Source organism: Coleofasciculus sp. G1-WW12-02 (assembly GCF_040219735.1).
Taxonomy (GTDB): Bacteria; Cyanobacteriota; Cyanobacteriia; order Cyanobacteriales; family Coleofasciculaceae; genus Coleofasciculus.
Map to the genome: position 1 here is coordinate 43,277 of NZ_JAVJRX010000047.1, position 24,764 is coordinate 68,040.

A 24,764-nucleotide genomic window follows, 5' to 3' on the forward strand; every position below is an offset into this window, starting at 1 on the left:
CAATTACCTCTTCCCCAATCTCCCCTGTATGTCTGAACTTGAAACTGCCTTAGAATTCATCCAAAACATTGAACAGAAAAACCCTAATAAATCAGCCTATGAAATCGCCAATATTTTGCGCGGCTATACCCGAAAAAACTATACAACAAGGTTATGGAGGACCGCAACAGGTTATCACCAAGACTATATTGAAGGAGAATTTCAAGGAAAACTGAACGGGGATGTACTCTTAAGTGGTGAAATGACAGATTTTGGTCATTTTCTGGCATCCTTGTCTGACCAAATTAATCAACCGGGGGTTCAATGGTCAGATTTAACCCAATGGACAGCCGATCATACAGCATGGGCGGGTGATATTGGTTCAGCGATCATTGTATATCGAACGCAATACGCTACCCTAGCTGTCAAAACTCTAGGGGAAGCCTTAACTCGCTTTGCTAGAGATTCTGACTATACCGCAGATGTCGCAGCTTGTGTTATCGGATCTCTGATTAATTCGGGTCGCTATCACTCGGTTTCTCAAGCCATTGCTGACTATAATTCTACCTCGTATTCCCAGCAAGTGAAAACATTTATTCGGAAACGTTTTGGCGGATCATTTCAAGGTAATCAACTCAATAATCCAGCAACTGTCGAAGCAAAAATGGCTCAAGTTGTCTTTTTATTCGTGCGGTTATCCAATGCTCCAGATAGGGTGAAATCAATGAAAGAGTTTTGGCAATCTCCAGAGCAATTAAGCTTAAGTAATATTGTGCAACCGCAACGGAGTGATATTCTGGCAGGAACATTACATTTCTTAGCTCACTTGGTTAAGTTTGGCAGTTTGGAACCCTTAATATTTAAACCCTATCGCCTGCCAAGAACTAAATGGCTGGGTACTCTTGATCAGGTAACGGTGAATTAAAACTTCTGGCAAATGAAATTCTATCTGTTATCTATTACTAAATCAGTAATGAAGTGATATTCCCTGTTGCTAAAGAATTAATTTCGTCTTTTCGTTAAGTTTTAAAAACAAGCCTCTATCATTGGCAGAAAAAATTGCTAAACTACAGCAATCGAAAACAATCCCGAATGGAATGGTTGAAAAATGACTCAAATGAAATGTCCTAAATGTCAAGGAAGCTTAGAAGCTGTAGTGTATGCCGATATTGAAGTAGATCGATGCACGGATTGCCATGGCATTTGGTTTGATTCTCAAGAGGCTCAAATTCTCAAGAAAATAGAGGGCTCTGAAGTTATCGATACGGGTGATCCTAAAATCGGGAGTAAATTTAATACCATCGAAGATATTAATTGCCCGAAATGCAAAGCAAAGATGACCAAAATGGTTGACCTAAAGCAGTCTCATATTTGGTACGAGAAATGCCCTATCTGTTATGGAATCTGGTTTGATGCGGGGGAATTTAAAGATTATAAACAGGAGGATGTTCAGGATATCTTTAAAGGAATATTTAGTCGAGAAAGACGCTGATAGGTGCTGATCAGCTATTCAGGCAAATGGAGAGTTATTCGGGTTATCTATACTAGCGAATCATCAATCAAAATACAAAATAAGCGGGTTAAAGGGACTTACCTTACCCTCTGGGAAAGCTATACCTAAATCCCCACCTAACAGTTGAGAGGTAGGGACTTCCTAGAAAACAAGTCCAGTAATCGGATCATCTACTTAAATTTTCCAAAACAAAATGGTGACATGAAGAGCTAAAATTTCCGATCTCTTGACCCTTTACGAGCTTCGAGGGTATGCTTTTTACTTCTTGTGACCACTAACTGCTATTACTGGACTTGACATTCTGGGGATTTTGTTAAAATAGCCTTTAGTTTATATACGCTAAATCTCTTCTGACTTATCCACGCTATGGCTGGGAGAGGCATTATATAAAGCATCAAGCTGGGTGCGGGCGTCTTCAACCGTCATTGATTTCATCACCAGCAGCGGCTCACTTGTTGGTTTACCTGCATCATCCAACAGTTCTGGGTGGGGTACACCAGTGTGATGAAAGCCAGACGCGGAAAATGATTGTCTTCCCGCAGGGGAGTAGTGCCGCTGAGCATCTATACTCAAGTTCAGCAAGCTGCGAATCAAATTCCCGATCGCCAGAAATGCAATAACGGTAAAGGCAATTACATAGAGTAGGTGTAACATGGCATCATCCTTTAGACTAAACCGTTGATTTGTTAATCGATTATCTTAGATGGGTCAAGAAATTACGTCTTTATCACTAATCCGTTTAGCTTATCAAATCTCGGCAGAAATTTGATCACTCCCTCGACTCAATATTCACATTGTTGGAAACCTCCGACTCAGATTCTCCCGATTTCAATGAGCGCCAGCGCATCCCTACTTGCCAACATTCGTTGACTAATCGATGCCATGGCACTAATGTAGCGGGTTCAATCCCGACTTGACCATCCGTTGCTTGAAACAGTGTCACCGCCGCATTGACTTCCCGTTGAGCTGTTTTAACTCGATCGAGTAAATCCGTCTGCTGCTGTCGGCTTAAAAAGCTGATCTCCTCTGATTCGAGTAAAGAACGCGATCGCGAAAACCAATATTGAAAATCATCCAAGAGCGGTTGCAGTATTGACTTGAGCAGATCTTGCTCGTGAGGCTGAGACTGAGGCATGAATCTTAAGCGCTAATTCATCTGTAAACTTATCTTAACGCTAGTTACAATTCTTTACAATACACAAGCAACTGAGCAACCTGCATTGATTGAATAAGGTAGGTATCATGGAATGGAGCAAGGGAACCAGGGAAACCGGGGTAATTGGGTTCATTGTTAATCGTTTTGTTCACACCGATGAACCATGTAGCTGGCTTGGAGAGAAGCGAGTACCATGATCCATGATCCATGTAGCTTGCTTCTGTTGCCGGAGTACGCTGGCATTCCCCATCTTTTCGTGGGATAAGCTTAAACCCGATTGCATCAGAACTGCTTTCAATCTCAACTCAATGGTACACTCACCCATGTCCAACGTAGAAGCCCCCCAAAAACCCGAAAAAATCCATTTGCCTCGGACCAGTGAATCCGAGAGCTTAAAAAAAATTCGCCATACCGCCTCCCACGTCATGGCGATGGCGGTGCAGAAGCTGTTTCCGGGGACACAGGTGACCATTGGTCCGTGGATTGAGAATGGCTTTTATTACGACTTCGCTAAACCCGAACCCTTTACGGAGCAAGACCTAAAAGCCATCAAAAAAGAGATGGTCAAAATCCTCAAGCGCAAACTGCCCCTGATTCGGGAACAAGTCACTCGTGAGGAAGCCGAACGCCGGATCAAAGAACTCGGAGAACCCTACAAACTAGAAATCCTTCAGGATCTAGAAGACCCAATTACGATTTACCATCTCGGAGACGCTTGGTGGGACTTGTGCGCTGGTCCCCATGTGGAAACCACCGCTGACATTCATCCCAAAGCAATTGACCTAGAAAGTGTCGCTGGGGCATACTGGCGCGGCGATGCGACTAAGGCACAACTTCAGCGAATTTACGGCACCGCCTGGGAGACGCCGGAACAACTAACCGAATATAAGCGGCGCAAAGAAGAAGCCCTCAAGCGTGACCATCGCAAGCTGGGCAAAGAACTAGGACTGTTTATCTTATCCGACGCTGTAGGACCGGGATTGCCCTTGTGGACGCCCAAAGGCACTGTATTGCGGAGTACCCTGGAAGACTTCCTCAAGCAGGAGCAAATTAAGCGCGGTTACCAACCGGTGGTTACACCCCATATTGCTCGCGTCGATTTGTTTAAAACTTCGGGACATTGGCAGAAATATAAAGAAGACTTGTTCCCGATGATGGGTGAGTCAGAAGCCGAGGGCTTTGTCCTGAAAGCCATGAACTGCCCGTTTCATGTGCAAATCTATAAGCATGAACTGCGTTCCTACCGAGATTTGCCTATGCGCCTAGCGGAGTTTGGCACGGTTTATCGGTATGAACAATCGGGAGAACTGGGCGGATTAACGCGAGTTCGGGGCTTTACCCAAGATGATGCCCATCTGTTTGTTACCCCCGAACAACTGGATGATGAGTTCTTGCGGGTGGTTGATTTAACTCTATCGGTGTTTGGCACCCTAGGGTTGCAAGACTTTAAAGCCCGTTTAAGTTTCCGTGACCCCAGCCAAGACAAATATATTGGTTCAGATGAGGCGTGGAATAAGGCAGAGAACGCCATTCGTCGGGCAGTCGAAACCTTGGGAATGGCTCATTTTGAAGGCATTGGCGAAGCCGCGTTTTATGGTCCAAAGCTGGATTTCATATTCCATGACGCGCTCGATCGCGAATGGCAATTGGGGACGGTACAGGTGGACTATAACCTGCCAGAGCGATTTGATTTAGAGTATGTGGCGGAAGATGGTACGCGCCAGCGCCCTGTGATGATTCACCGTGCGCCCTTTGGCTCATTGGAGAGGCTGATTGGAATTGTGATTGAGGAGTATGGGGGAGACTTTCCCTTCTGGTTAGCTCCGGTGCAAGCACGACTGTTACCCGTGAGTGATGAACAGTTACCCTTTGCCAAGGAAGTGGCACAGAAGATGCGCCTGGTGGGGGTTCGAGTCGAAGTCGATACCAGTGGCGATCGCTTACCGAAGATGATTCGCAATGGAGAAAAGGAAAAAATCCCGGTGATGGCGGTTGTCGGGGCGAAGGAGGTTGAGTCGAATAGTCTCAGTGTCCGGACTCGCACCGCTTTTAAGCCCTCCCAAGACTTAGGGGCGATTCCTGTGGCGCAGGTGTTAGAACGCATGGAGAGTGCGATCGCCAACCGCCAGAATTTTTAGGTTCAATCTCTCTCTATAATATATATGATGTAGAGACGTAGCATGCTACGTCTCTACAAGGTTTTGGCGTCTGGACAAAGTGGCTAACTTGGTATTAATCATGTTGCAATTGCTTAACCCTATTAATCGATAGAGGTTTATAGAGAGAACATAAGGCGACTTTTCGCTTTTCCAAAAGTTTAGCCACTTCATTCATAACAATGTCCACCAAATCGGTATCACAGCTAGCTAAAAACTCTTCTGACGTTATTGTTCCTTGAAAAAACTCCTGGGTGCGTTGCCACATCTGGCAAATCCCCTCAAATCCGATGTACTGGACAACAAAGCTAGTCAAAGGAGAGGTTTTGAAATCGAAGGAAATGCCTTGAGCGCGTCCCCCTGCCAATAACTGCCACACTTCGCATTCCAGAACAGTTTTAGGTCGATAAGGATTAATCAGAGTGGGAAACGAATCGCCCAAACGACCGATTGAACTGTGTTCATCTCCAAAATCTCCCATCATAATGCTTAAGGGAACATCTGAACCTAAACGTAATGATAAGGCTTCTAAAATAGCATTAGCCACCAACTTACTGTCTAAATATAGCCGCGCCACTTCTAAATTACGGCGAGCTTGCTCTACTAAATGGAGATAAATTAAATCATTGGGTTCGCCTCGGAACTGTCTAAAAATAAGTTCGGCGTTAAGGAATTTCATAAAAACTGCCATTTTTTGGATAGCCACTCGATAATCCCGCACCGTATACGACCCGGATTTGTTTAGATTATGGTTAGTTTCGGGTAATAAATTCCAAGTATTGGATAAAAAAACAGCCGAGCTGGGATGAGCAAACCCACCAACATCCCGATTCGCAAGTCTTACTGAACGCTTCACGCTTTCTAGAATTTCTGTATCCGTTAAGTTAAGATTAAATCGCTGATTTGTAGACTTCAAACACTGATATAATTCTTCGCTAGGACTTAACCCAAAATCGGATTGAGTGCGGAAGGGAATAGTCGCTTCGATACAAGCTATAACCTGCACAATCAATCCCGGCGTCAGTAAAGGCTCTAGTAGTTTAGCCGCAACAATCGCACTTAAAAACTCATTTTGTCCGGTAAAGGGAAATAGTTCCTCTCCTGGATTGACTTTAAACAGAGTGGCGACTATCTCAAAAAGGATATCCTGTTCACCTGTATTTTCTTTTCGGACAAAAAACTTCCCTCTCTCCTCCTCAATAAAAGGAGCGAGATAGGGTGTCAGGTTAAACGGAATACATCCATCAACTTGCACGTAAATAATATCGTGAAACAAAGCCGCCAAGACTTCAATAGCGTCCGTCGATCCACCGACTTCTAAAATATGTTCTACGGAATGAAAATAGCGCCAGGGACCCATCATTGTTTGCACGATGATTCGGGCAATATGAGCAAGCTGACTTTGGCAAACTTTAACGTCGAGCTTATGGGTTGCCCAGATGAGCTTATGCAAACATTTCTGATAATTCTTATCAAAATTCATAATGTGAACTTAACTCATGGGAATATTTTAAAAGCGTCATTATAACTCTATACAGCATAAACAGCTATTGACCAGGAAAAGAGAGGGGAAACGGGCAAGCTTTTAGTTAATTAGGGAGGGTTGAGGGAGTACTGTTGATTCTTTTTCAAGAGCGATAGCTTAAAATTCTGCCCTTACTTTGAGTTTGGATTTCACTCCCCTACTTCCCCCGTCCAAGGATTTTCTATCTTTAAATCCAATTCGAGATGAGCGGCTTTCAATGAAATAGGGAGATTTTCGGATTGTCGTTGCCATGGCATGGTACTATAGTCTTTACTTTAAATTGTGAAGGTTTTTTAGCTGATTTTACCTCAGCCAGATGTTTGATTGCATCTGCGCCAATTTGCGGAATCTCTCACAAGAGAATTCTGAATCGGTTAGGGTGAGGTTTAGATGCACACAGGAGCAGGGTAAAAATGTACCAGACGTGTCATGGCACATCTGGGAGCAGGGGATAAAGGAAGAGATGTCACCTGACCTTTGCGTATTCTTAGATACATTTTTGCTGTTGGATTTCTCCTGGCTACCAAGGTTTGTGATCTACGGAAAATCCCTTATCCTGGACTGAACGTCCTCTTAAGAGAGATTCATCTCAGCATAGTCTAATGAGTAATCAGCAAAAGGCAAACCGCCCAGCTCGATAGTCCGAATTGGATGGGTAATGGCTTAGAGCGCCAGTCAGCCAGACTTACCGCGCTCAAGCTACTCCTGAAAAATGCCCGATTCTGGCTAGCGATCGCTGAACACGTTATCTCTTTCCCAATTGGCTGTTTGTGAGCGATGATCATACTATCTTAACCTAAATCCGCTGATTCGGACTCTCTGAAGATACTATGAGCAATCGCCCTCCCTTGAATGCATCTGCCCCAGCCTCCATCCTTTGGCAAGCCCAGCAGGAACTGTTACCGCCTCGTCAGTTCTATCGTCTGTGCCAACAAGCGCGTCAGCAATCCGATCAGACACAGACACGATTATACTTCTATGCTCCTGATTCAACGTTCATTGACTTAAAAAACAGAATTGGAGCGCGGGAGATTAGACGATTTCTCGACTATTTAGCCCGATATGTACGGGGGACTGTGCAAGAGGGCGATCGCTTTATATTCTACCTCAAACGAGGCAGGCTCCGGCTAAAACACAAAACTCAGACAATAATATTAATTAGAAAAGTAGGGGAGTATTCCCCACATACCCTATTTAAGCAAGCCATGAAAATTGAAGTAAAAATAGCTGGGGCGGGGATGATTGGTCGGGTCGCTTGTCTTAGGATCAATGGCAAAGATTTTGCCTTTAAAGCATTTTTTGATCCCGACTTTGTATGGCAGCACGGACCTTGGGCAGAAATTCCCATCGGTATTCGCTTAAAATATTGTCAGGTGACTAAAGATATGCCGGAATTTTTGTTTTCTGGTCTGGATTGGGCAATATGGGAATGGATTTATCCCCACACTCATCCCCAATCCCGAAAACAGGGCATTACATACCAGCAGTTTGCTCAAAGGGAAGGACTCACGACACTGAATCCCTTAAATCGAAATAACTATAATCCCCATAATATACGCCTTGATCCTGGAGGAATTCAAAAAAACTATTGGGGAAGGCGATTGCAGGATTTTTTCCGCAGCCTTATGTTTTATGCTCGGAAAGTTCGCACACAAGGATGGAAGTCCCTGACTCCATACCTGAAACCGGAAAAACTCCGCTATTTAGGGGTGCGGTTGGTTTCACTCAGGAGAACTGGGGGGAGTCCAAGGGCGGTATTGTCGATAATAGATTGGCACACCGTATTGACGAAGAAAACAAACGTAAAACACCGTGAACTATGATAAGCTGAGCAATCATTTTTTAACAGAAATTCGCGATTGACCTGCTCTAAAACTTAGAGTAAGATTATTTATTTGAGCAAGGATTGAGAATGATTGACCGCTAGCCGCAATGCTATCTCCGACTAAAAATCCGGCATCTAGCAAGGACATTCTTTATGCAGCCAGAACAGCTACAGCAAATCAAAGGCTACTATCTTGAGGCTGCTGAAGCACACCTGCAACTCATCGAGCAGCATTTGCAGCATCTGCGAAGCACGCTTAAAAACCCAGACCAAGTGAATGAACTGTGCCAAGCGGCTCGTTGTGGTATCGTAGGGGGGGCTAACCTACTGCCGATTAGTCAGCTTCATATTCAAGGCATTCATCAAATCGGTTTATGTTTGGTAGACTGTGTTAATTTGATTCAGCAGCAGGGTTTACTCCAGGTTGACCAAAGGCTGCAAGATTTGTTAATGCAGGTGTTTTATGCCTTGAAAAAATTAATTAAGGCGATGGACGAACCCTCTAGCTTAACGGATGAGCAGGTGAGGCAAATTATGTCAAAAACCGAGTCGAAGCGGGAACAACTCAAGGCTCACCTCAAAGGGTTAATTCAGCGATCGCGCCACAAGTCGTCTGCTAACGAGGAAGCCGCGTCAACACAGGAGACTGACACACCTTCCCTTGATGACTTACAATCCTTAATCGATGAACTCTTGCAGGATAGGTAAGTTGGTCAGTCGAAATCAATTTAACGATAATAAATTGTGTAAACGTCCCTCAACCCCTGACCAATGATAAAGGATAAAGGACAAATGAGGATGCGATCATTTTTTGTAATAGATTCGTAAATGCCCTTCCACTACAAGATTATCCAGTGTTATGATTGTCTGTTGAAGCCTAAACCATTATCTCTTCATTTGGGAATGCATCTTCATTTTTAAGCGAGCCAAACGCAGCATAAGAGGCGCGATGGAAACAGTAGGCGTGTTAATCTCAGGTTGCATTTTACACTTGTCCGGTTACAACTCTAGTCGGTAACCATTCAGAGGCGCAAGCCAAACGGCTGAGTTGAAAACTGATGCTGCGATCGCGTAGTCCTACGCTTTGACCAGGAGGCTAAGGTTTCACTTGTCCCTACTTTTCTGAATAGGAATCAGCCAACATGAGTACAGTTTTACTAGTTGAAGACAACGCCAGTCAGATGGATCTGATCGAGAACTACCTGCGCCAAGGGGGTCACACTGTTATCCGAGTGTCTAAGCCAAAAGAGGCGGTGACTCACGCAACGAACAAACAACCCGATGTGATTATTACAGATGTTGTCATGCCAGGAATGAGTGGTTTTGAGTTGTGTCGAAAACTTAAAGGTCATCCGGCTACAGCTAATATTCCTATTATAATTTGTTCCTCTAAGAACCAAGAAATTGATCGTCTTTGGGGTATGAAACAGGGGGCTAAAGCTTATTTGACGAAGCCTTTTTCTCAAGAGCAACTCAATCGTGCGGTTAAATTGGCAATGGCATAATTTTAGTTCTGGTGTAAGGGTAAACCGGGTGCATCCCATTTTTAAGGAATAGGGAACAGGGATTGATCTTTTTAACTCAGTTAACCCAATTTATGTTCAGTTACTTATCGGTAGGGCAGCTAGGTCACCGAGAAACCTGAAAATATTGTAAAATTGAATTAGAGTTATTATTTAATAATGCTGATTACCATGTTTAAAAGCAAGTTGCATCGGGTAAAAGTAACCGATGCCTGCTTGTACTATGATGGCTCAATTACCATTGATGAAGAACTCCTGAAAGCGGCAAATATTTTGCCCTACGAAAAAGTACAGGTTGTCAATGTTAATAATGGTTCCCGTCTGGAAACCTACACCATTGCTGGCGAATGGGGAAGTCGTGTCATCTGCTTGAATGGTCCTGCGGCTCGTTTAAACGCTGTCGGAGACAACGTGATTGTGATTGCTTACGCTCAGATGACACCGGAAGAAGCACTGCTACATCATCCCAAAGTCGTCAAAGTGGATGAATCCAACAATCCCTTGTAGTCTTTTTAACCACACCTGGGTATTATGGGTATTATGACAGCTTGAGTATTATGACAGATAAAGATTCGGAATCAGTCAAAGTATGGTGCAGTGAAATCACAGCCGCCTATACCTTAGAACAACGAAAACGCTGGTACAGTGATGTCGCCAATATCTATCATCAAGCCCGACCACGCTATCCTAAAACCTTAATCCATCGCGCTGTTGAGTTAGCTCGACTTCCCGCTCAAGCTACCATTCTAGAAATAGGATGTGGTCCAGGAATTGCCACTGTAGAATTTGCTGAATTAGGCTTTTCTATGGTTTGTCTTGAGCCAAGCCCAGCCGCGTACAAACTTGCCAAAAGCAACTGTTCAGCCTATCCCAATGTGGAGATTATCAATACAACCTTTGAAGAATGGGAGCTAGAGCCTGGGCGATTCAACGCTATTCTTGCCGCGACTTCCATGCACTGGATTTCACCCGAAATTAGGGTGCAAAAATCGGCTGAGGCTTTGCAAGACAATGGGTCTATAATTATGTTGTGGAATACACCGCCGCACCCCAATGATGAAATTTGTCATCAATTAGATGAAGTTTATCAAACTCAAGCGCCATCTATTCCCAAATTTGCCAGATATGGATCTATAGAAACCCATCAAGGCAACCTAAAAGAAATTGAACAAGATTTTATCAACTCAGGTTTATTCCAGAATTTCTTGTCAGAACAGTTAGTTTGTGATACGACTCATAGCATTGATGAGTATTTGACACTTTTGAGTACAATATCACCCTACATAAAGTTAGAGTCGCTGCAACGAACCTCCTTATTTTCTGGTATGAGAGAAGTGTTAGAGAGAACCTGTACAGGAAAGCTAAAAACCTCCTATCTTTCAGCTTTGCAAGTTGCCCATGTCAATCACGGGTAAAAAAGAACGTGGGAGAAAGTTGAAATAGGATGATCAGCCAGATGATTTTAGCGAAAAGAGTAACGATGACAATTTTTGCTAACTACACCCTTGCATTGACCGACTCCCATTTGGCATAGTAGCTCCACAAAAGTTGGTTAGATAAACATTTGCGGTTTTAATCTTGGCTTGGCGTAAATTAGCGTTGACTAAGTTGGTACTAATTAACGAAGCATTACTTAAATCGACGCCTTTAAGGTTCGCACTGTTGAAGTTTGCCCCATTCAAATTAGCGCCATTTAGAGAGGCTCCACTCAAATCTGCTTCTGCTAAATTGGCATTACTCAGATTCGCACCATCTAATATAGCCTCCTTGAGATTAGCACCTTTTAAGTTGGCACCCTTGAGATCGACATTACTCAAGTCACAGCCAGGGCAATCTCTCGCTTTGGCTATCTTTGCTGGAACGTCAGAGTTTGTCTGTTCGACTGTCACTCCAGTACAAGCAGGTGTACTGAAAACGAATAGGGAAATAATTATGTTTAGGGGTTTCATATCACGTAAGGTTTTTAAGGTTCTACCACTTAAAATTTGGTCTGGGCGGGTTTTGCACAAACGTTACCATCAATCGCTAAGCATAAAATCCCTAAACCCGCCCCTACAAATTCACACGCCATGCCCGACTAGCGAAGCCAAGGGTCAAAACTCCTTTATCGACCCACCAGTTTATCCCGCAGATGTTTAATTTTATCGCGATACTGGGCAGCTTCCTCAAATTCCAGATTTTTAGCCGCCTCCTTCATCTGAGTTTCTAATTGACTAATTAACTCAGGAATCTGTTCTAAGGGTAAATCCTCTACTTGTTCAGAAACCTTTGCCAACTGTTGATGATTCAACCGCCGCGACACATCCAAGAATGCCAAAATCGCATTACTGGATTTTTTGACAATCGGTTGGGGGGTAATGCCATGCATCCGGTTATATGCCAATTGAATTCCCCGACGCCGTTCTGTCTCATCAATGGCTTTTGCCATGCTATCGGTAAGATTATCAGCATAGAGAATGGCTTGTCCCCGAACATGACGCGCCGCCCGACCAATGGTTTGAATCAGGGATCGTGCAGCCCGGAGGAATCCTTCCTTATCAGCGTCTAAGATAGCCACCAAAGATACTTCTGGTAAATCTAACCCCTCGCGCAACAAATTCACGCCAATGAGTGCATCAAAATCGCCCTCCCGCAATGATTGCAAAATTTCAATCCGTTCAATTGAATTAATTTCCGAGTGTAAATAGCGCACGCGAATGCCGCGTTCCTGTAAATATTCAGTTAAATCTTCTGCCATTCGCTTAGTTAACGTGGTGATAAGTACCCGTTCTTTTTTGGATGCCCGTTCCTGAATTTCCGCGAATAAGTCATCCACTTGACCTTCGGTGGGACGGACAAAGATTTCTGGGTCAACAACCCCCGTGGGACGAATTACTTGTTCCACTATCTGTTCTTGGGACTGTTCAAGTTCCCAATCTCCAGGAGTAGCGGAAACAAAGATACATTGGTTGACTTTTGTCCAAAATTCTTCTGCCTTCAGGGGACGATTATCTGCTGCACTGGGTAAGCGAAAACCATGGTCAATTAATACCCGCTTCCGGGCTTGGTCGCCGTTGTACATCCCCCGAATTTGGGGTACGGTGACATGGGATTCATCCACGACTAATAACCAATCTTTGGGGAAGTAATCAATTAAACATTCTGGGGGTTCTCCCGCCCTACGTCCGGCGAGGTGGCGGGAATAGTTTTCCACACCATTACAATATCCAACTTCGCGCAAGAGTTCTAGATCATAGCGGGTGCGCTGTTCTAAGCGCTGGGCTTCGAGTAATTTGCCAGCCTGTTGTAACTGGGTGACTTGTTCTTGGAGTTCCGTTTCAATGGCGTTACAGGCTTCTTCTAATCGTTCATCTGGGGTAACAAAGTGACGGGCGGGGTAGATATTGAGGGCGTCGAGACTTTGGATAATTCCACCTGTCACGGGGTCAACATAGCGGATAGCATCAATCTCATCACCAAAGAATTCGACGCGAATAATTCGGTCTTCATAAGCCGGACCAATTTCGAGTACATCTCCCTTGACTCGGAACCGTCCCCGCCCCATTTCTATATCATTGCGGGAATATTGGACAGAGGCTAAATCGCGCAGGAGTTTACGCTGATTTAATTCTGTACCCACTCGCAGGGGAATCGCGGCTTTGAGGTATTCTGAGGGAATGCCCAAGCCATAGATACAGCTAATCGAGGCTACCACAATCACATCTCGCCTTTCAAAGAGCGATCGCGTGGCGGAGTGGCGCAGCATATCGATTTCATCGTTAATCGCGGCGCTTTTTTCGATATAGGTATCACTGACGGGAATATAGGCTTCCGGTTGGTAGTAGTCGTAGTAGGAGACAAAATACTCCACCGCATTCTGGGGAAAGAAGTCCCGCAACTCGTTACAGAGTTGGGCGGCTAAGGTTTTATTGTGCGCCAGTACCAGAGTGGGTTTGCCCATCTGTTCAATCACTCTGGCTACGGTATGGGTTTTACCCGTTCCCGTCGCACCGAGGAGGGTTTGGAAACGGTTACCCGCTTTCAGAGAAGTTGTTAGGCGGGAAATGGCTTGGGGTTGGTCGCCCTTGGCTTCAAAGGGGGCTTGCAGATCAAAGGGTATCATTTGTCAGGGAAGGGGGAACAGGGAACAGGGAATAGAAAATTCATCATTCATGATGCCTGCTTTGGTTTAGGGTAAAAGGAATAACGATTAACTTTTGCAATGAACCGACTGCAAAAAGCCATTACAATTTTCGGCATAACTGCCACGGTGAATGCCTGGGGTATCATTCCCTCTATCTGCGACAACGGGACACTATTTAGTATAGCTACTGCTCAGGCGGGACAAGATGGGGAACCGGGAGTTCGGGTCAAGCCTCAATCTAGAGAGGTTCAAGTTTCTCCCTCAGAATCAGTTGTCCCCAGTCAACTTACCCAGTCGAATCCGACACCAGGAATGAGCCGTCCCTTGACGGATGAACTTGATGTCAGTCTTTTAGCCAGAACGGTTGCTAATTTTATTCAAGCCGAACGCTATCAAACTGAATCGGAAATGCAATTCAGTTTTGAGGCACAGGGTTTTACCGGTCAATTTTCGGTGTTGGTTAAAACAATTGCCCAATCTCCTCAGCAGTTTCGCACCGAGATTTCTACACCTGAGTCAGGCGAATTTGCCCAACCGACTTATATTCTGGTTTCTGATGGTGATCAGGTCTGGATTTATAATCCCGGCTTAAAGCAATACACCGTTATGGATTATGAACGTTTTAACCAATCGAATGATAGCTTTTTTATTGGCTTTTCTTCGATGTTATTTCTAGAAATGTCTGCTCCTTTTAGGCAAGCCTTTTCTGAAGGTGGAGTGACGGCAGAGGGAGTGATTGATCAGCTTGAATCGGTTTTTAAGGCGGAAGATGATATGCCATTGCAGGGTAATATTCTAAATTTAGAGGGACAAGACTACTATGCCTATCGCTATAAGGATCGCCAAGCCGGATTTACGTTCACATTTTTGGTGGAACCCAATACAGCCGCAGTTGATCAGCTTCAAATTAGTGGGAAAGCGGACGGAATGGATATCAAGATGACCGAAAATATTATTCGCCGTGTGCCATCTCCTATTGTTGCTGCTGATACCTTTACCTTTTATCCGCCAGCCGGGGTGACTCAGGTGGAATCTATGGAAATTGACATTTTTTAGGAAATAGCTGAGGATTAATAATAGCTTGAATTTGACTTGTTTGATTCAAATTGTAGTGCATTACCATTTAACTGGAGATGACCTTGATTAATAGACCCCTGAGAATTATCGCGATCGCGTTTTTTTCGACGCTGCTGATGTTCGTGTACGGCTGTCAGCCAACAAACAATGTGACTGAGGAACCTGTGACAGAACCCCAAGAAGAAGTGACAGAACAACAAGCTAGCATCGCCACCGCCGTCATCAACAGCACAACTGATCCCTCAGAAGTTTTGGGGGAGGCTGAGTTTACCAACACGGCGGATGGTATGTTGATTGAAGTGACGATGACAAATGCTCCATCGGGAGAACGTGCTTTCCACATCCATGAATCGGGTAGTTGTGCGGATCAAGGGAATGCGGCTGGCGGTCATTTTAATCCAGATGATGTGAAACATGGATTAATTACCGAAGATGGGTTTGAGAATGCTCATGGGGGAGATTTAGGCAATATTACGATGGCTGAAGATGGTACTGGTACAAAAAGTATGACTGTTGAGAGACTCACGTTCACTGAAGGGAAATATGCGATTGGGAATCGGGCGGTGATTCTTCATGAAAAGCCAGATGATTTCGGTCAACCTACGGGTAATGCTGGTGGACGAGTTGGCTGTGGAATTATTGAAGTGACTGATTCGTAGGAGTCGGATAAAATTCAACTGGGTTATGGGTTGGTTGGCTGGCTTTCAAATCCAATGGCTTGGCTCTCCCGTACTTGTGGTGAAAAACCCTATATTAGTGATAGCTTCCCTAAAAAGATTGTTTTGAAAGCCTTGCCCCAGAAAGTTTCCAAGAATAATCAGGTTTGCTTATCACCATAAGTACGGAAGACCCAAGAGGCGTAATCAGGAACTTAGTAATAGTAAGGATTATCGGGTTCAGGGACTTTTTCCACCTCACTCGCGTCAATCACCAATTGCCGTTTACCTTTTAACGTTTCCGTAATCATTTTACCTTTCACTTGTATCCAGGTGTCCGGTTCATAAGCCTTACGATTTCCCGGAAGTTTCACGGGTAAACTGACCGGATAAGCATCTGCTGCACAGCAGGTAATCACAAAACGAGTCACTAATAAATAGTTCGAGGATAGGTTTTCGGGATAAACGACAAACCCTTTAACATTAACCGCTTGACCCGCATATTCATCAGGTTCAGGATAAACACTTAGGGTGCGAATCCATTCAATCAGCGATCGCGCTTCGGGTTTGCTAGCGCTGCGAAAGGATTGGGGCTGGGTGCGGGTGGCGGTTAAGGATTCCATGACACCTCGTTGAATCGCTATCTGGCTGGTAAAGACTTTGGGTTCCACCAATAGTCCTAAAATCGCCGTGGCTAACAACAATCCTGTACTCCAACCCGGTGGAAACCAGCTAATATGTTGCATCATCGGCATCGTTTTGGGATTTCGGGGTGGTAATTGACCGATGACTTGAATGGCTTTTAACACCGCCAGCACTAGCAAAAGTATCCCAGTTCCCAGAACTAAGGCAAAGTAATTCGGGTGAATGAGTAAATTTAACTCGCCACTGACCCAGTATTGAATCAACAAAATTCCCCAGATGCCTAGGGTGATAATATCGAGTATGGGTAGTAAAAGACGTTGTTTTTTTATCATTGGTCATTGGTCATTGGTCATTGGTCATTGGTCATTGGTCATTGGTCATTGGTCATTGGTCATTGGTCATTGGTCAAATAATTCTATCATTCCAAATTTAGTCAGGGCGGGTTTAGTTAAGTTAGTGGTTTGATCCGAAATGTTATCGGTAAAACCCGCCCCTACACATTCAAAACTTTATAACTAACTCAGATGTAAATTAACCATTAAGGTTAGCAAAAAGGTTAATTGGGCGGCGAGGGCAAATAAGTAAAAAATTGCCCTAGCTTTAAAGACGGAGAACATTAAACCAATCGCCTTGATGTCTATCATTGGACCGAATACCAAAAAGGCTAATAATGAACCACTGGTAAAAGTTGAAGCAAAGGCGAGGGCGAAGAAGGAGTCAACGGTTGAACAAATTGAAACGACGGCGGCTAATAGCATCATCGCCAGAATTGAGGTGATTGGACCCGAACCCAAACTGAGGATGATTTCACGGGGAACGGCGACTTGAATCGTCGCCGCGATCGCACTCCCAATTATTAGCACAGCGCCTAACTCTCGTAACTCTTGCACGGTATTGTCTAAGAACAAGCGCCAGCGATCGGACCAAGGCTTACGGGGGGGGGTAGCGGCGAGTGAGGCTTGGAGAACTGTCGCATCCATGGGGATGGGGGTTCCCGGTTGACCCAGTAAAAATGTACCTGATTGCAGGAGGGCGGGTTGGGGTTCCTTTTGCACAGAAGGTTTGACTTTGCGTTCTTTGGGAAGCACCATGGAACGGGTGATAGTTTGTTGCAACAAAGGACGCATATCTTTCTGAACGCTGAAGACGCAACCGATAACTATGGCAATACTCAGGGAAAACAAGACCCGTAAGACCACAATTTCCGGCTGATCTCGAAAGGCGACCCAAGTTGACCAAATTACAATCGGGTTAATCGTGGGGGCGGCTAGCAGAAACCCGATTGACACCGATACAGGTGCCCCTTGTAGCAGCAACCGCCGTGACACAGGAACATTCCCACATTCACACACCGGGAAGAAAAATCCCGCACAACTCCCCACAACCGCCCCGAGGAAGGGGTTCTTCGGTAAGGAAGCAATCAGCCGTCCCTCATCGACGAACAACAGCAGTAAGCCGGAAAATAAGACGCCAATGAGTAAAAATGGGATTGCCTCGACCAGCAAACTCAAGAAAAGGGTAAAGGCGTTGTTTAACTGACTCATGCATTTAAGCGTTTCGCGATCGAGGGTCTTTTTACACGTAAGCGCTATTGTATCAGATAGTTTCCAGGGAGGGAGGGAAACGGGGATCAAGCGATAATAAATACCATTCACGGTGCAATAAATCAAATCAGGATTTACACAAATTTACTGTTGACCCCCTATATGGAGAGTCTAATGCATGAATTATTGGTGTCAATTTAAGCTCAAATATCTCCAATACCTTGATTTTACTTCTCCCTAACCCTCCTCCGAAGACGGGTGACGGGAAAATTTCTCACATTTTTTACTGATATCTAATAGGACATTTCCGTAATGACAACCAACCCCTTAAAATCAGCAAAGGCTCGTGTAATTGCGTTTTATCTGCCGCAATTTCATCCCATCCCTGAAAATGATCAAGCCTGGGGAAAAGGCTTCACAGAATGGACAAACGTTGCTAAAGCCAAGCCATTATTCCCCGGACACAACCAACCCAAAATTCCCGCTGATTTAGGCTTTTATGATTTGCGTTTACCCGAAGCCCGACAAGCGCAAACGGATCTGGCAAGAGAGTATGGAATTGAAGGGTTTTGTTATTGGCATTATTGGTTTGCGGGGAAGCGAGTTTTAGAACGACCATTTAATGAGGTCTTAAAATCAGGTGAGCCGAATTTTCCGTTTTGTTTAGCTTGGGCAAATCAAACCTGGACGGGGATTTGGCATGGTTGTCCGGATCGGGTTTTAATTGAGCAAACTTACCCTGGTTTGGCAGATTATACGACTCATTTCTATACCCTCCTGGATGCGTTTACTGATCCCCGCTATATCACGGTTGAGGGTAAACCCCTATTTCTGGTTTATAATCCGGAGGAATTGCCAGACCCGAAACAATTTACGGACTGTTGGAGAGACTTAGCAATTAAATCCGGGTTAAACGGACTCTATTTAATTGGAGTTGCCCGACATGAATACTGGTTTCCTGAAGCCAATGGGTTTGATGCGTCTGTTATTATCAATCCCGATTACGTTTTTACGCAGTCTTCCGCCCGAATTTTACCAGAGAAGCAGGGTTTAACTAAAGTTAAGCAAAAGTTTAGTTCGTTCTCATCCCGGAGATTCTACCAAAAACATAAACAGTTTTCGGATTATCCGCTACTTTATTCCTACGAAAAAGCGATTAAGTGTGCTTTTAAGGGAAGTCACCCCTATTTTTTGACTTATCCCTGTATTTTTCCGAATTGGGATAACACGCCGAGAACAGGTATCTATGGATTGGTGTTTCTCAAATCAACTCCTGATTTATTTAGAGTTCATCTGCAAGAGGCAATTGACACTGTATCGGAACGGGAATCTGAAAAGCAGCTAATTTTTATTCGTTCGTGGAATGAATGGGCGGAGGGGAATTATTTGGAGCCTGATCTGAAATTTGGCAAAGCTTTTTTAGAAGTTATTCGCGATGAAATCTATAGTTGAAACTCAAATTAGAATCGGCGACTAGAAGTCACAACTACACAAACAAAGTCCGCCTGCGCGGACTAGATGATAAAGAGGTTTGTAAACCGGGATTCGCTATGATTGTTGTGTTCAATATTCAGCAAGCCAATGGAAAATTGTAGAGCATTAGCGAGTTGGGTGTATGTCAACGCAAGTAGGTTGGGCTCTTGGAACGTAGACGTGACGCGCAGCGATAGCGACGTAAGGAGCGTCAGCCTTCTCGTACTCCGGAGGAGAACCCGAAGGGTAGAGTAACCCAACGCCATCGTTAGTTTGAACTAAACTAAATGTTTGTTGTAACGAAGCAAACGTTGATGGCGAATACAGCGCAACTACGAATGTCCAACATTCGGCTTAAGTGTATTCCTCTGGCTCAAAAGTCTCTCCAGGAAAAACGTTGTTATTGAGAATCTGCTCCAGAGAATAAGGACATTCTGGGGGAAAGGTTTTGTAACTTAAAGATGTTTCGCGAACCGCTAAATCTAAGGCATCTTGATATCCATTCTCTAGGGCTTCAGGTAGGTAAGGTTGCAGACTGGGACTTTTTTTAAGCAGCCGTTCGACGCGACGGCGTTGTTCCCGGATAGTAGCAAACCAACTCCTTGAGCGCTTATCAGACTGAAACTCCCACTTGAGCAAATGTCCTAATAAAATTCCCAAGCGATTTTCCAGCTCTTGCCGTTCCTGTCTACCCAATGCTTCTATCTCCTCAACCAAGTTGGGAATATCTAAATGACTCCACTTTTGTTCCTGGAGCAATCTCGCTTGTTCCTGTGTCCATCCATAAAAGTCGAGTTCGTAAGCTGGAGACAATTTATTGGTTGTTTTCATTGGTTTATTTTGTAGCTAATCTATTGATAGTCTAAAAAATTGCTTGTCACACCCAATCCGGGTTTATCGCGAAAGGCAGAAGGCTCCAGGGCAAAAAGGGGATTACTTCGGTTGGCAAGTTGCTAATCTTTCAGTGGGCTGATGCAAATCAGCATTTAACGGCACAATAATCAAAGATGGCGAAATGGGGAATAACTGCTGTGCAACCGACAAAGCGACGTGAACAAATTGAACAAATCGTAGTTACCGCTGAGCAGATGCGCGAGATTGAAGGGCGTATCTTTGAGGCGGGAATGCCTGTCGCGGCGTTGATGGAAAAGGTGGCGGGGTTGATTACGAGGCGGATTCAAACCCTTTATCCTTATCCGCAAACGCGGCGGGTGGGTGTGTTAGTGGGTCCGGGACATAATGGCGGTGATGCTTTGGTGGTGGCGCGGGAGTTACAGTGTCAGGGCTATGAGGTGCTGATTTATCGTCCCATTAATAAGCTCAAGGAATTAACCTCCCAACATGCTCAATATGCTCAGAGTTTGGGGATTCCTTTTTATGAGCAGATTCAGCCGTTGCTGGATTGTGATTTAATTATTGATGGATTGTTTGGATTTGGGCAAACGCGATCGCTCGCAGGAAATCTGGCGGATACGGTTAAGCAATTGAATCAACAATCCCTACCCATCCTTAGTATCGATTTACCCTCTGGGATGCACACGGATACAGGAGAAGTCTTGGGTACAGCGATTCGGGCAACTCACACGTTCTGCTTGGGGTTATGGAAGCAGGCATTTTTACAAGATCAAGGATTGGATTGTCTGGGTGAGGCGGAGTTAATTGATTTTGGTATTCCCTTGGCGGATATTTGGGCAGTTTTGGGTCAATCACCGGGACTAATGCGGGTGACTCCCTCCATGGTGCGGGATTGTCTACCTCTACAACGTCCAGCCGCTACTTATAAGTATAAAGAAGGGCATCTGCTATTGGTTTGTGGCTCAACCCAATATTCTGGCGGCGCGATTTTAACCGCACTGGGGGCGCGGGCGTCTGGGGTAGGGATGCTATCTGTGGCTGTCCCGGAATCGCTGAAACCGTTATTAGTCAGTCATGTCCCGGAATCGCTGGTGATTGGTTGTCCGGAAACAGCGAGTGGCGCGATCGCACAACTTCCTGATTCTGTAAACTTAAGTAAATTTAGTGCGATCGCCTGTGGTCCGGGTTTGACTCTGGATGCTAAGTCTTTGGTACAAGGATTAATGGGGGTAGAATGTCCTCTGATCTTAGACGCCGACGGCTTAAATAGTTTGGCAGAACTGAAAACGATTCCCACGTTAATCCGGCGTCAGGGGGCGACGGTGTTAACGCCTCATGTTGGTGAGTTTAAGCGGTTATTTCCCGATTCGGCTGAGTTGCTTCCCGATCGCGTGAGTGCGGTGCAAAAGGCGTCTGTGCTGAGTCGATCAGTGATTTTATTAAAAGGAGCCAGAAGTGCGATCGCGAATTCCCAGGGATCGGTTTGGCTGGTGCCAGAAAGTACACCCGCCCTAGCCCGTGGTGGGAGTGGGGATGTTCTCACCGGACTCATCGGCGGTTTAGTCGCACAGCCTGCTACAGCTAAGTTTCCCCTAGACGCCACCGTCGCGGCGGCGGCTTGGTGCCATGCCCAAGCTGGAATTTTAGCCGCACAGGAACGCACTGAGTTGGGTGTGGATGCTTTTACCTTGTCAGAATATCTCATACCCGTGTTCCAAGAAGGCAGAAAGCAGAGGGCATAGGTTGTAGAAACGTAAGGCGTGGAACGATAGCGAGCCGGGGAGCAAACAAAGGACAAAGGACGAATGATGAAATGATGAATGACGTTCCCTAAATTTGAGATATAAGAGATTCAAATAGAAAGACCGGGGTAGGATAACACCAAAGATTTTGTGAACTTTTACTAAAGTCTACAGCCGTTAGACGAAATTCTCTACTCCAGAAGTGTTGATAGCAGTAGTTTTCCGGAAGGTTCACCCATTTATCGGTCTTCTGCTGCAATACTTCTCGGTATGGAAATCAGGCAAGCCATTCTTGAGCCTGAGTTTTTGTCACTCGATCATTACGTTTGCCTTGAACACTTGCCTTGACAAATCTTCTTCGCACGGCTAATATTTTTGACTTTGTTCAACAACCAACAATCATCAAATCCGGGGATTTCTTATTTGTCAAGTATTTGGCTGTCTGGCAACCGAACGATGAATGACTGAACCCTCCGTCCTTAAATCCCCCATTGTGTGTTTCCCATGACTAGTGAACTACTGCAACAAGTCCGACTATTAGATCCGGTTTCCGGAACCGACCAACTCGCTGATGTGCTGATTACAGATGGCATAATCAAAGCTGTTGCACCGAAAATTACGGAGTGGTCAAGCGATACTGTGGTGCGGGATTGCCAAGGTCTAATTTTAGGGACTGGCTTAGTCGATCTTTACAGTCATTCGGGGGAACCCGGATATGAAGAACGAGAAACTTGGTCATCACTGCTGGCGGCGGCGGCTGCTGGAGGCTTTACCCGACTAACCATTTTGCCGGATACAGTACCGCCGTTAGATAATCCTTCTGGACTTGCCCGTGTGCGCCAGCAGGAACGATACCATCCCAGCCAATCTTCCCCTCACCTGTATTACTGGGGTGCAATAACCCAAGGCGTGGAAGGACAACAGATGACGGAACTGGCTGAGTTAGCCGCAGCAGGCGTCGTGGGTTTTGCCGATGGGCGTCCTTTATCTAATCTGGCTCTACTGAGGCGAGTGTTAGAATACTTGCACCCGTTGCAAATACCTGTGGCGTTATGGGCGTGTGATCTGAAGTTAAAGGGAAATGGGGTGATGCGCGAAGGGGCAAACTCCATCCGTTTTGGTATCCCCGGAAATCCCTCTATGTCAGAATCAGCCGCATTATCTGCCATCTTAGAAGTAGTAGGTGCGATCGCGACTCCGGTACATTTGATGCGTATATCAACCCGTCGCGGCGTGGAACTGATTCAAGAGGCGAAAGCACGAGGGGTTCCGGTAACCGCGAGTACCTCTTGGATGCATTTGCTGCTGGATACTCAAGATTTAAGTAACTATAATCCCAATTTACGCATCGAACCCCCATTAGGCAATCCCGATGACCGAATCGCCCTAATCGAAGGAATTCGGGATGGCGTGATTGATGCTATTGCCATTGACCATACACCTTACACCTACGAAGAGAAAACCGTTGCCTTTGCCGAAGCGCCACCAGGAGTCATTGGTTTAGAGTTAGCGTTACCCTTGCTTTGGCAAAATTTAGTGGACGCTGGCGTATGTTCAGCTTTGCAACTGTGGCAAACTATCAGCACAAATCCAGCGTTTTGTCTAGGTCAATCCCCCGCCAAGATTGCCAATGAGCAACCCGCCGAACTGGTGTTATTTGACCCGCAGCAGAGTTGGATAATTGCACAAGATACCCTGCAATCCCTCTCTAGAAATACACCGTGGTTTGGGCAAAAGATTAGGGGGCGCACCGTTCAAACCTGGTCAGGACTTCCGTTTTCTTAGTATCTAAATTACCCTTTGTAGGGACACTTATATGAGTCTGTTCGTAAGCTGTTCTGCCTTTAAATCTTAATGTCAACAATGGCGAAATCTTTGGTGTGCTAGCATCTTTCTCGCTACCCATTTATAATTTAAATGCATGACAGTTTATTCAGCACTTTAGTGCTTGGGAATAAGTCATATTAAGGCACTAAAGTGCCTACTACAAGCCGACTAAAAATATTATCAACGCATTGGGTAGAATCAAATCTGACCTGGGAACGAGGGTGTTTCTAGAGGCTTCAATCTTGATCAATCTTGCCCTCATTACAGGGTGCTTCGGTAATCCAAAAGCGAAAATCTAACATTGAATAGTCTTGTTTTTCCTCTCTCCGGGAACTGCCTCGGCATTCAGAACGGGTCATAAAATTGGGCGAAGAAGGTCGAGGCTCTTTATTGCTACTTGTGGTTTTTTGATTCAAGGTTAGATCTCCTGCAAGTTTAATATTTAGTGTTTTTAGGTTTGGTAAAATCCCATGTTTTAAATTAGAACGAATAATGGCTTGTTTCGTTGATAAGTCGTTAAATACGGGCGTGGCATGACTCGCTGTGGCAACGGTTAAAGTTCCTAAAATGCTAATACCAGTCAGACGAAGTAAGCATTTCGTCATTGATTTATCGACCTAGGATTAGGTTATTTGTTTTTATTGTGGCATTATTTATTTCGGGAAAATTCGTTATTTTTGAGCAATTTTAAAACGCTGCAATTCTGACTTTAATTTCATGGTTTAGGCTTTTGTCTCTGTTTTTGTCCTGAAGCGTTAACAAGTTTTGAGATTGACCTCAATTATTTTAAGATTTACCTCAATTATCCTGAATTCAATCCGTCCTGAATTTAACTCAACCGGAAACCGTAGGGGCGCACGTCAGTCATCCGTGTCAACTTAAGGGGAAAAGCTTTCCGTGTGAAATGTTGAAACTCGTTACCTTGAAAATAACCCCCCTTAATCCCCCCTTGCTAAGGGGGGAAATGTTCCCTGTCGGTTCCCTCCCAGTTCCCTCCCAGTTCCCTCCCCTTTATAAGGGGAGGGTTAGGGTGGGGTTGATTTAATCTACCCAATTAATTAGGTGTGCCACGCTAGTTCATACCAGGATACCCCCCTCACCCCTGCACCGCCATTTTTTTACAGGACGCTGCGATCGTTGGTCAA

At 45.0% G+C, this 24,764-nt stretch carries 23 protein-coding genes; 13 read left to right on the top strand and 10 right to left on the bottom strand.

Features of this window, described 5'->3' with window-relative positions; genetic code table 11:
• The first annotated feature begins 28 nt into the window (after nucleotides 1-28).
• Nucleotides 29-904 (top strand): hypothetical protein, encoded by an 876-nt coding sequence (locus RID09_RS08305; RefSeq protein WP_446335478.1) that lies wholly within the window; start codon nucleotides 29-31, stop codon nucleotides 902-904.
• A gap of 183 nt (nucleotides 905-1,087) precedes the next feature.
• The gene (locus tag RID09_RS08310; RefSeq protein WP_446335479.1) at nucleotides 1,088-1,471 is read left to right on the top strand and encodes a TFIIB-type zinc ribbon-containing protein; all 384 of its coding nucleotides are present in this window, start codon (nucleotides 1,088-1,090) and stop codon (nucleotides 1,469-1,471) included.
• A gap of 360 nt (nucleotides 1,472-1,831) precedes the next feature.
• On the opposite strand, the gene RID09_RS08315 is transcribed toward RID09_RS08310, so the two are convergent.
• The 3 genes from RID09_RS08315 to RID09_RS08325 form a co-directional block, all read right to left on the bottom strand.
• Nucleotides 1,832-2,146, bottom strand: coding sequence for a DUF2973 domain-containing protein (locus tag RID09_RS08315; RefSeq protein ID WP_446335480.1), 315 nt, complete (start codon nucleotides 2,144-2,146; stop codon nucleotides 1,832-1,834).
• Nucleotides 2,147-2,261: 115 nt separating this feature from the next.
• A complete protein-coding gene (locus tag RID09_RS08320; protein WP_446335481.1) occupies nucleotides 2,262-2,627 on the bottom strand; it encodes a DUF2605 domain-containing protein in 366 nt (121 codons plus the stop codon).
• A gap of 169 nt (nucleotides 2,628-2,796) precedes the next feature.
• Nucleotides 2,797-2,946 (bottom strand): hypothetical protein, encoded by a 150-nt coding sequence (locus RID09_RS08325; protein ID WP_446335482.1) that lies wholly within the window; start codon nucleotides 2,944-2,946, stop codon nucleotides 2,797-2,799.
• Nucleotides 2,947-2,956: 10 nt separating this feature from the next.
• On the opposite strand from RID09_RS08325, the gene thrS reads away from it, so the two are divergent.
• Nucleotides 2,957-4,786, top strand: a complete 1,830-nt coding sequence (gene thrS, locus RID09_RS08330) for a threonine--tRNA ligase (RefSeq protein WP_446335483.1) — start codon at nucleotides 2,957-2,959, stop codon at nucleotides 4,784-4,786.
• Between the two features lie 94 nt (nucleotides 4,787-4,880).
• Here the strand turns inward: thrS and RID09_RS08335 are convergent, their stop codons facing one another.
• Nucleotides 4,881-6,287: a hypothetical protein gene (locus RID09_RS08335; RefSeq protein WP_446335484.1), complete on the bottom strand. Its 1,407-nt coding sequence runs from the start codon at nucleotides 6,285-6,287 to the stop codon at nucleotides 4,881-4,883.
• 872 nt (nucleotides 6,288-7,159) lie between these two features.
• Here RID09_RS08335 and RID09_RS08340 point away from each other — a divergent pair.
• The 5 genes from RID09_RS08340 to RID09_RS08360 all read left to right on the top strand — a co-directional run bounded on the left by RID09_RS08340 (nucleotide 7,160) and on the right by RID09_RS08360 (nucleotide 11,092).
• The gene (locus tag RID09_RS08340; protein WP_446335485.1) at nucleotides 7,160-8,152 is read left to right on the top strand and encodes a hypothetical protein; all 993 of its coding nucleotides are present in this window, start codon (nucleotides 7,160-7,162) and stop codon (nucleotides 8,150-8,152) included.
• Between the two features lie 155 nt (nucleotides 8,153-8,307).
• Nucleotides 8,308-8,862 carry a hypothetical protein gene (locus RID09_RS08345; protein WP_446335486.1) on the top strand — a complete coding sequence of 185 codons (555 nt, stop codon included), beginning with the start codon at nucleotides 8,308-8,310 and terminating at the stop codon, nucleotides 8,860-8,862.
• Between the two features lie 434 nt (nucleotides 8,863-9,296).
• A complete protein-coding gene (locus RID09_RS08350) occupies nucleotides 9,297-9,659 on the top strand; it encodes a response regulator (protein WP_446335487.1) in 363 nt (120 codons plus the stop codon).
• Nucleotides 9,660-9,836: 177 nt separating this feature from the next.
• Nucleotides 9,837-10,184 carry an aspartate 1-decarboxylase gene (gene panD / locus RID09_RS08355; RefSeq protein ID WP_446335488.1) on the top strand — a complete coding sequence of 116 codons (348 nt, stop codon included), beginning with the start codon at nucleotides 9,837-9,839 and terminating at the stop codon, nucleotides 10,182-10,184.
• Nucleotides 10,185-10,234: 50 nt separating this feature from the next.
• The gene (locus tag RID09_RS08360) at nucleotides 10,235-11,092 is read left to right on the top strand and encodes a class I SAM-dependent methyltransferase (protein ID WP_446335489.1); all 858 of its coding nucleotides are present in this window, start codon (nucleotides 10,235-10,237) and stop codon (nucleotides 11,090-11,092) included.
• Between the two features lie 78 nt (nucleotides 11,093-11,170).
• Here RID09_RS08360 and RID09_RS08365 read toward each other — a convergent pair whose 3' ends face one another.
• Nucleotides 11,171-11,626, bottom strand: coding sequence for a pentapeptide repeat-containing protein (locus RID09_RS08365; protein WP_446335490.1), 456 nt, complete (start codon nucleotides 11,624-11,626; stop codon nucleotides 11,171-11,173).
• A gap of 155 nt (nucleotides 11,627-11,781) precedes the next feature.
• Nucleotides 11,782-13,779: an excinuclease ABC subunit UvrB gene (gene uvrB / locus RID09_RS08370; RefSeq protein WP_446335491.1), complete on the bottom strand. Its 1,998-nt coding sequence runs from the start codon at nucleotides 13,777-13,779 to the stop codon at nucleotides 11,782-11,784.
• Between the two features lie 99 nt (nucleotides 13,780-13,878).
• Here uvrB and RID09_RS08375 point away from each other — a divergent pair, with 99 nt between their 5' ends.
• Nucleotides 13,879-14,856 carry a hypothetical protein gene (locus tag RID09_RS08375; RefSeq protein WP_446335492.1) on the top strand — a complete coding sequence of 326 codons (978 nt, stop codon included), beginning with the start codon at nucleotides 13,879-13,881 and terminating at the stop codon, nucleotides 14,854-14,856.
• Between the two features lie 77 nt (nucleotides 14,857-14,933).
• Complete coding sequence (locus tag RID09_RS08380) at nucleotides 14,934-15,536, top strand: superoxide dismutase family protein (RefSeq protein ID WP_446335493.1); 603 nt, start codon at nucleotides 14,934-14,936, stop codon at nucleotides 15,534-15,536.
• A 212-nt stretch (nucleotides 15,537-15,748) separates the two neighbouring features.
• Here RID09_RS08380 and RID09_RS08385 read toward each other — a convergent pair whose 3' ends face one another.
• Together RID09_RS08385 and RID09_RS08390 are read right to left on the bottom strand one after the other, a co-directional pair.
• Entirely contained in the window at nucleotides 15,749-16,510 is a 762-nt protein-coding gene (locus tag RID09_RS08385; RefSeq protein WP_446335494.1) for a TIGR03943 family putative permease subunit, read from the bottom strand.
• A 183-nt stretch (nucleotides 16,511-16,693) separates the two neighbouring features.
• Nucleotides 16,694-17,722, bottom strand: coding sequence for a permease (locus RID09_RS08390; RefSeq protein ID WP_446335495.1), 1,029 nt, complete (start codon nucleotides 17,720-17,722; stop codon nucleotides 16,694-16,696).
• Between the two features lie 312 nt (nucleotides 17,723-18,034).
• Here RID09_RS08390 and RID09_RS08395 point away from each other — a divergent pair, with 312 nt between their 5' ends.
• On the top strand, nucleotides 18,035-19,174 hold the full coding sequence (locus RID09_RS08395) for a glycosyltransferase WbsX family protein (protein WP_446335496.1): 1,140 nt from the start codon (nucleotides 18,035-18,037) through the stop codon (nucleotides 19,172-19,174).
• Between the two features lie 375 nt (nucleotides 19,175-19,549).
• Here RID09_RS08395 and RID09_RS08400 read toward each other — a convergent pair whose 3' ends face one another.
• Nucleotides 19,550-20,026 (bottom strand): DUF29 domain-containing protein, encoded by a 477-nt coding sequence (locus RID09_RS08400; RefSeq protein WP_446335497.1) that lies wholly within the window; start codon nucleotides 20,024-20,026, stop codon nucleotides 19,550-19,552.
• Between the two features lie 176 nt (nucleotides 20,027-20,202).
• Between RID09_RS08400 and RID09_RS08405 the strand changes: the two genes are divergently transcribed.
• Both RID09_RS08405 and RID09_RS08410 read left to right on the top strand, forming a co-directional pair.
• Nucleotides 20,203-21,792: an NAD(P)H-hydrate dehydratase gene (locus RID09_RS08405; RefSeq protein WP_446335498.1), complete on the top strand. Its 1,590-nt coding sequence runs from the start codon at nucleotides 20,203-20,205 to the stop codon at nucleotides 21,790-21,792.
• Between the two features lie 504 nt (nucleotides 21,793-22,296).
• Nucleotides 22,297-23,577: a dihydroorotase gene (locus tag RID09_RS08410; protein ID WP_446335499.1), complete on the top strand. Its 1,281-nt coding sequence runs from the start codon at nucleotides 22,297-22,299 to the stop codon at nucleotides 23,575-23,577.
• Between the two features lie 278 nt (nucleotides 23,578-23,855).
• Here the strand turns inward: RID09_RS08410 and RID09_RS08415 are convergent, their stop codons facing one another.
• Nucleotides 23,856-24,224 (bottom strand): hypothetical protein, encoded by a 369-nt coding sequence (locus tag RID09_RS08415; RefSeq protein WP_446335500.1) that lies wholly within the window; start codon nucleotides 24,222-24,224, stop codon nucleotides 23,856-23,858.
• Between the last annotated feature and the right edge of the window lie 540 nt (nucleotides 24,225-24,764).

What these genes read in the sequence shown, in the direction of transcription:
- RID09_RS08305 (WP_446335478.1), top strand. Translation starts at nt 29, where the DNA reads ATGTCTGAACTTGAAACTGCCTTAGAATTCATCCAAAACATTGAACAG.
- RID09_RS08310 (WP_446335479.1), top strand. Translation starts at nt 1,088, where the DNA reads ATGACTCAAATGAAATGTCCTAAATGTCAAGGAAGCTTAGAAGCTGTA.
- RID09_RS08315 (WP_446335480.1), bottom strand. Translation starts at nt 2,146, where the DNA reads ATGTTACACCTACTCTATGTAATTGCCTTTACCGTTATTGCATTTCTG.
- RID09_RS08320 (WP_446335481.1), bottom strand. Translation starts at nt 2,627, where the DNA reads ATGCCTCAGTCTCAGCCTCACGAGCAAGATCTGCTCAAGTCAATACTG.
- thrS (WP_446335483.1), top strand. Translation starts at nt 2,957, where the DNA reads ATGGTACACTCACCCATGTCCAACGTAGAAGCCCCCCAAAAACCCGAA.
- RID09_RS08335 (WP_446335484.1), bottom strand. Translation starts at nt 6,287, where the DNA reads ATGAATTTTGATAAGAATTATCAGAAATGTTTGCATAAGCTCATCTGG.
- RID09_RS08340 (WP_446335485.1), top strand. Translation starts at nt 7,160, where the DNA reads ATGAGCAATCGCCCTCCCTTGAATGCATCTGCCCCAGCCTCCATCCTT.
- RID09_RS08345 (WP_446335486.1), top strand. Translation starts at nt 8,308, where the DNA reads ATGCAGCCAGAACAGCTACAGCAAATCAAAGGCTACTATCTTGAGGCT.
- RID09_RS08350 (WP_446335487.1), top strand. Translation starts at nt 9,297, where the DNA reads ATGAGTACAGTTTTACTAGTTGAAGACAACGCCAGTCAGATGGATCTG.
- panD (WP_446335488.1), top strand. Translation starts at nt 9,837, where the DNA reads ATGCTGATTACCATGTTTAAAAGCAAGTTGCATCGGGTAAAAGTAACC.
- RID09_RS08360 (WP_446335489.1), top strand. Translation starts at nt 10,235, where the DNA reads ATGACAGATAAAGATTCGGAATCAGTCAAAGTATGGTGCAGTGAAATC.
- RID09_RS08365 (WP_446335490.1), bottom strand. Translation starts at nt 11,626, where the DNA reads ATGAAACCCCTAAACATAATTATTTCCCTATTCGTTTTCAGTACACCT.
- uvrB (WP_446335491.1), bottom strand. Translation starts at nt 13,779, where the DNA reads ATGATACCCTTTGATCTGCAAGCCCCCTTTGAAGCCAAGGGCGACCAA.
- RID09_RS08375 (WP_446335492.1), top strand. Translation starts at nt 13,879, where the DNA reads ATGAACCGACTGCAAAAAGCCATTACAATTTTCGGCATAACTGCCACG.
- RID09_RS08380 (WP_446335493.1), top strand. Translation starts at nt 14,934, where the DNA reads ATGACCTTGATTAATAGACCCCTGAGAATTATCGCGATCGCGTTTTTT.
- RID09_RS08385 (WP_446335494.1), bottom strand. Translation starts at nt 16,510, where the DNA reads ATGATAAAAAAACAACGTCTTTTACTACCCATACTCGATATTATCACC.
- RID09_RS08390 (WP_446335495.1), bottom strand. Translation starts at nt 17,722, where the DNA reads ATGAGTCAGTTAAACAACGCCTTTACCCTTTTCTTGAGTTTGCTGGTC.
- RID09_RS08395 (WP_446335496.1), top strand. Translation starts at nt 18,035, where the DNA reads ATGACAACCAACCCCTTAAAATCAGCAAAGGCTCGTGTAATTGCGTTT.
- RID09_RS08400 (WP_446335497.1), bottom strand. Translation starts at nt 20,026, where the DNA reads ATGAAAACAACCAATAAATTGTCTCCAGCTTACGAACTCGACTTTTAT.
- RID09_RS08405 (WP_446335498.1), top strand. Translation starts at nt 20,203, where the DNA reads ATGGCGAAATGGGGAATAACTGCTGTGCAACCGACAAAGCGACGTGAA.
- RID09_RS08410 (WP_446335499.1), top strand. Translation starts at nt 22,297, where the DNA reads ATGACTAGTGAACTACTGCAACAAGTCCGACTATTAGATCCGGTTTCC.
- RID09_RS08415 (WP_446335500.1), bottom strand. Translation starts at nt 24,224, where the DNA reads ATGACGAAATGCTTACTTCGTCTGACTGGTATTAGCATTTTAGGAACT.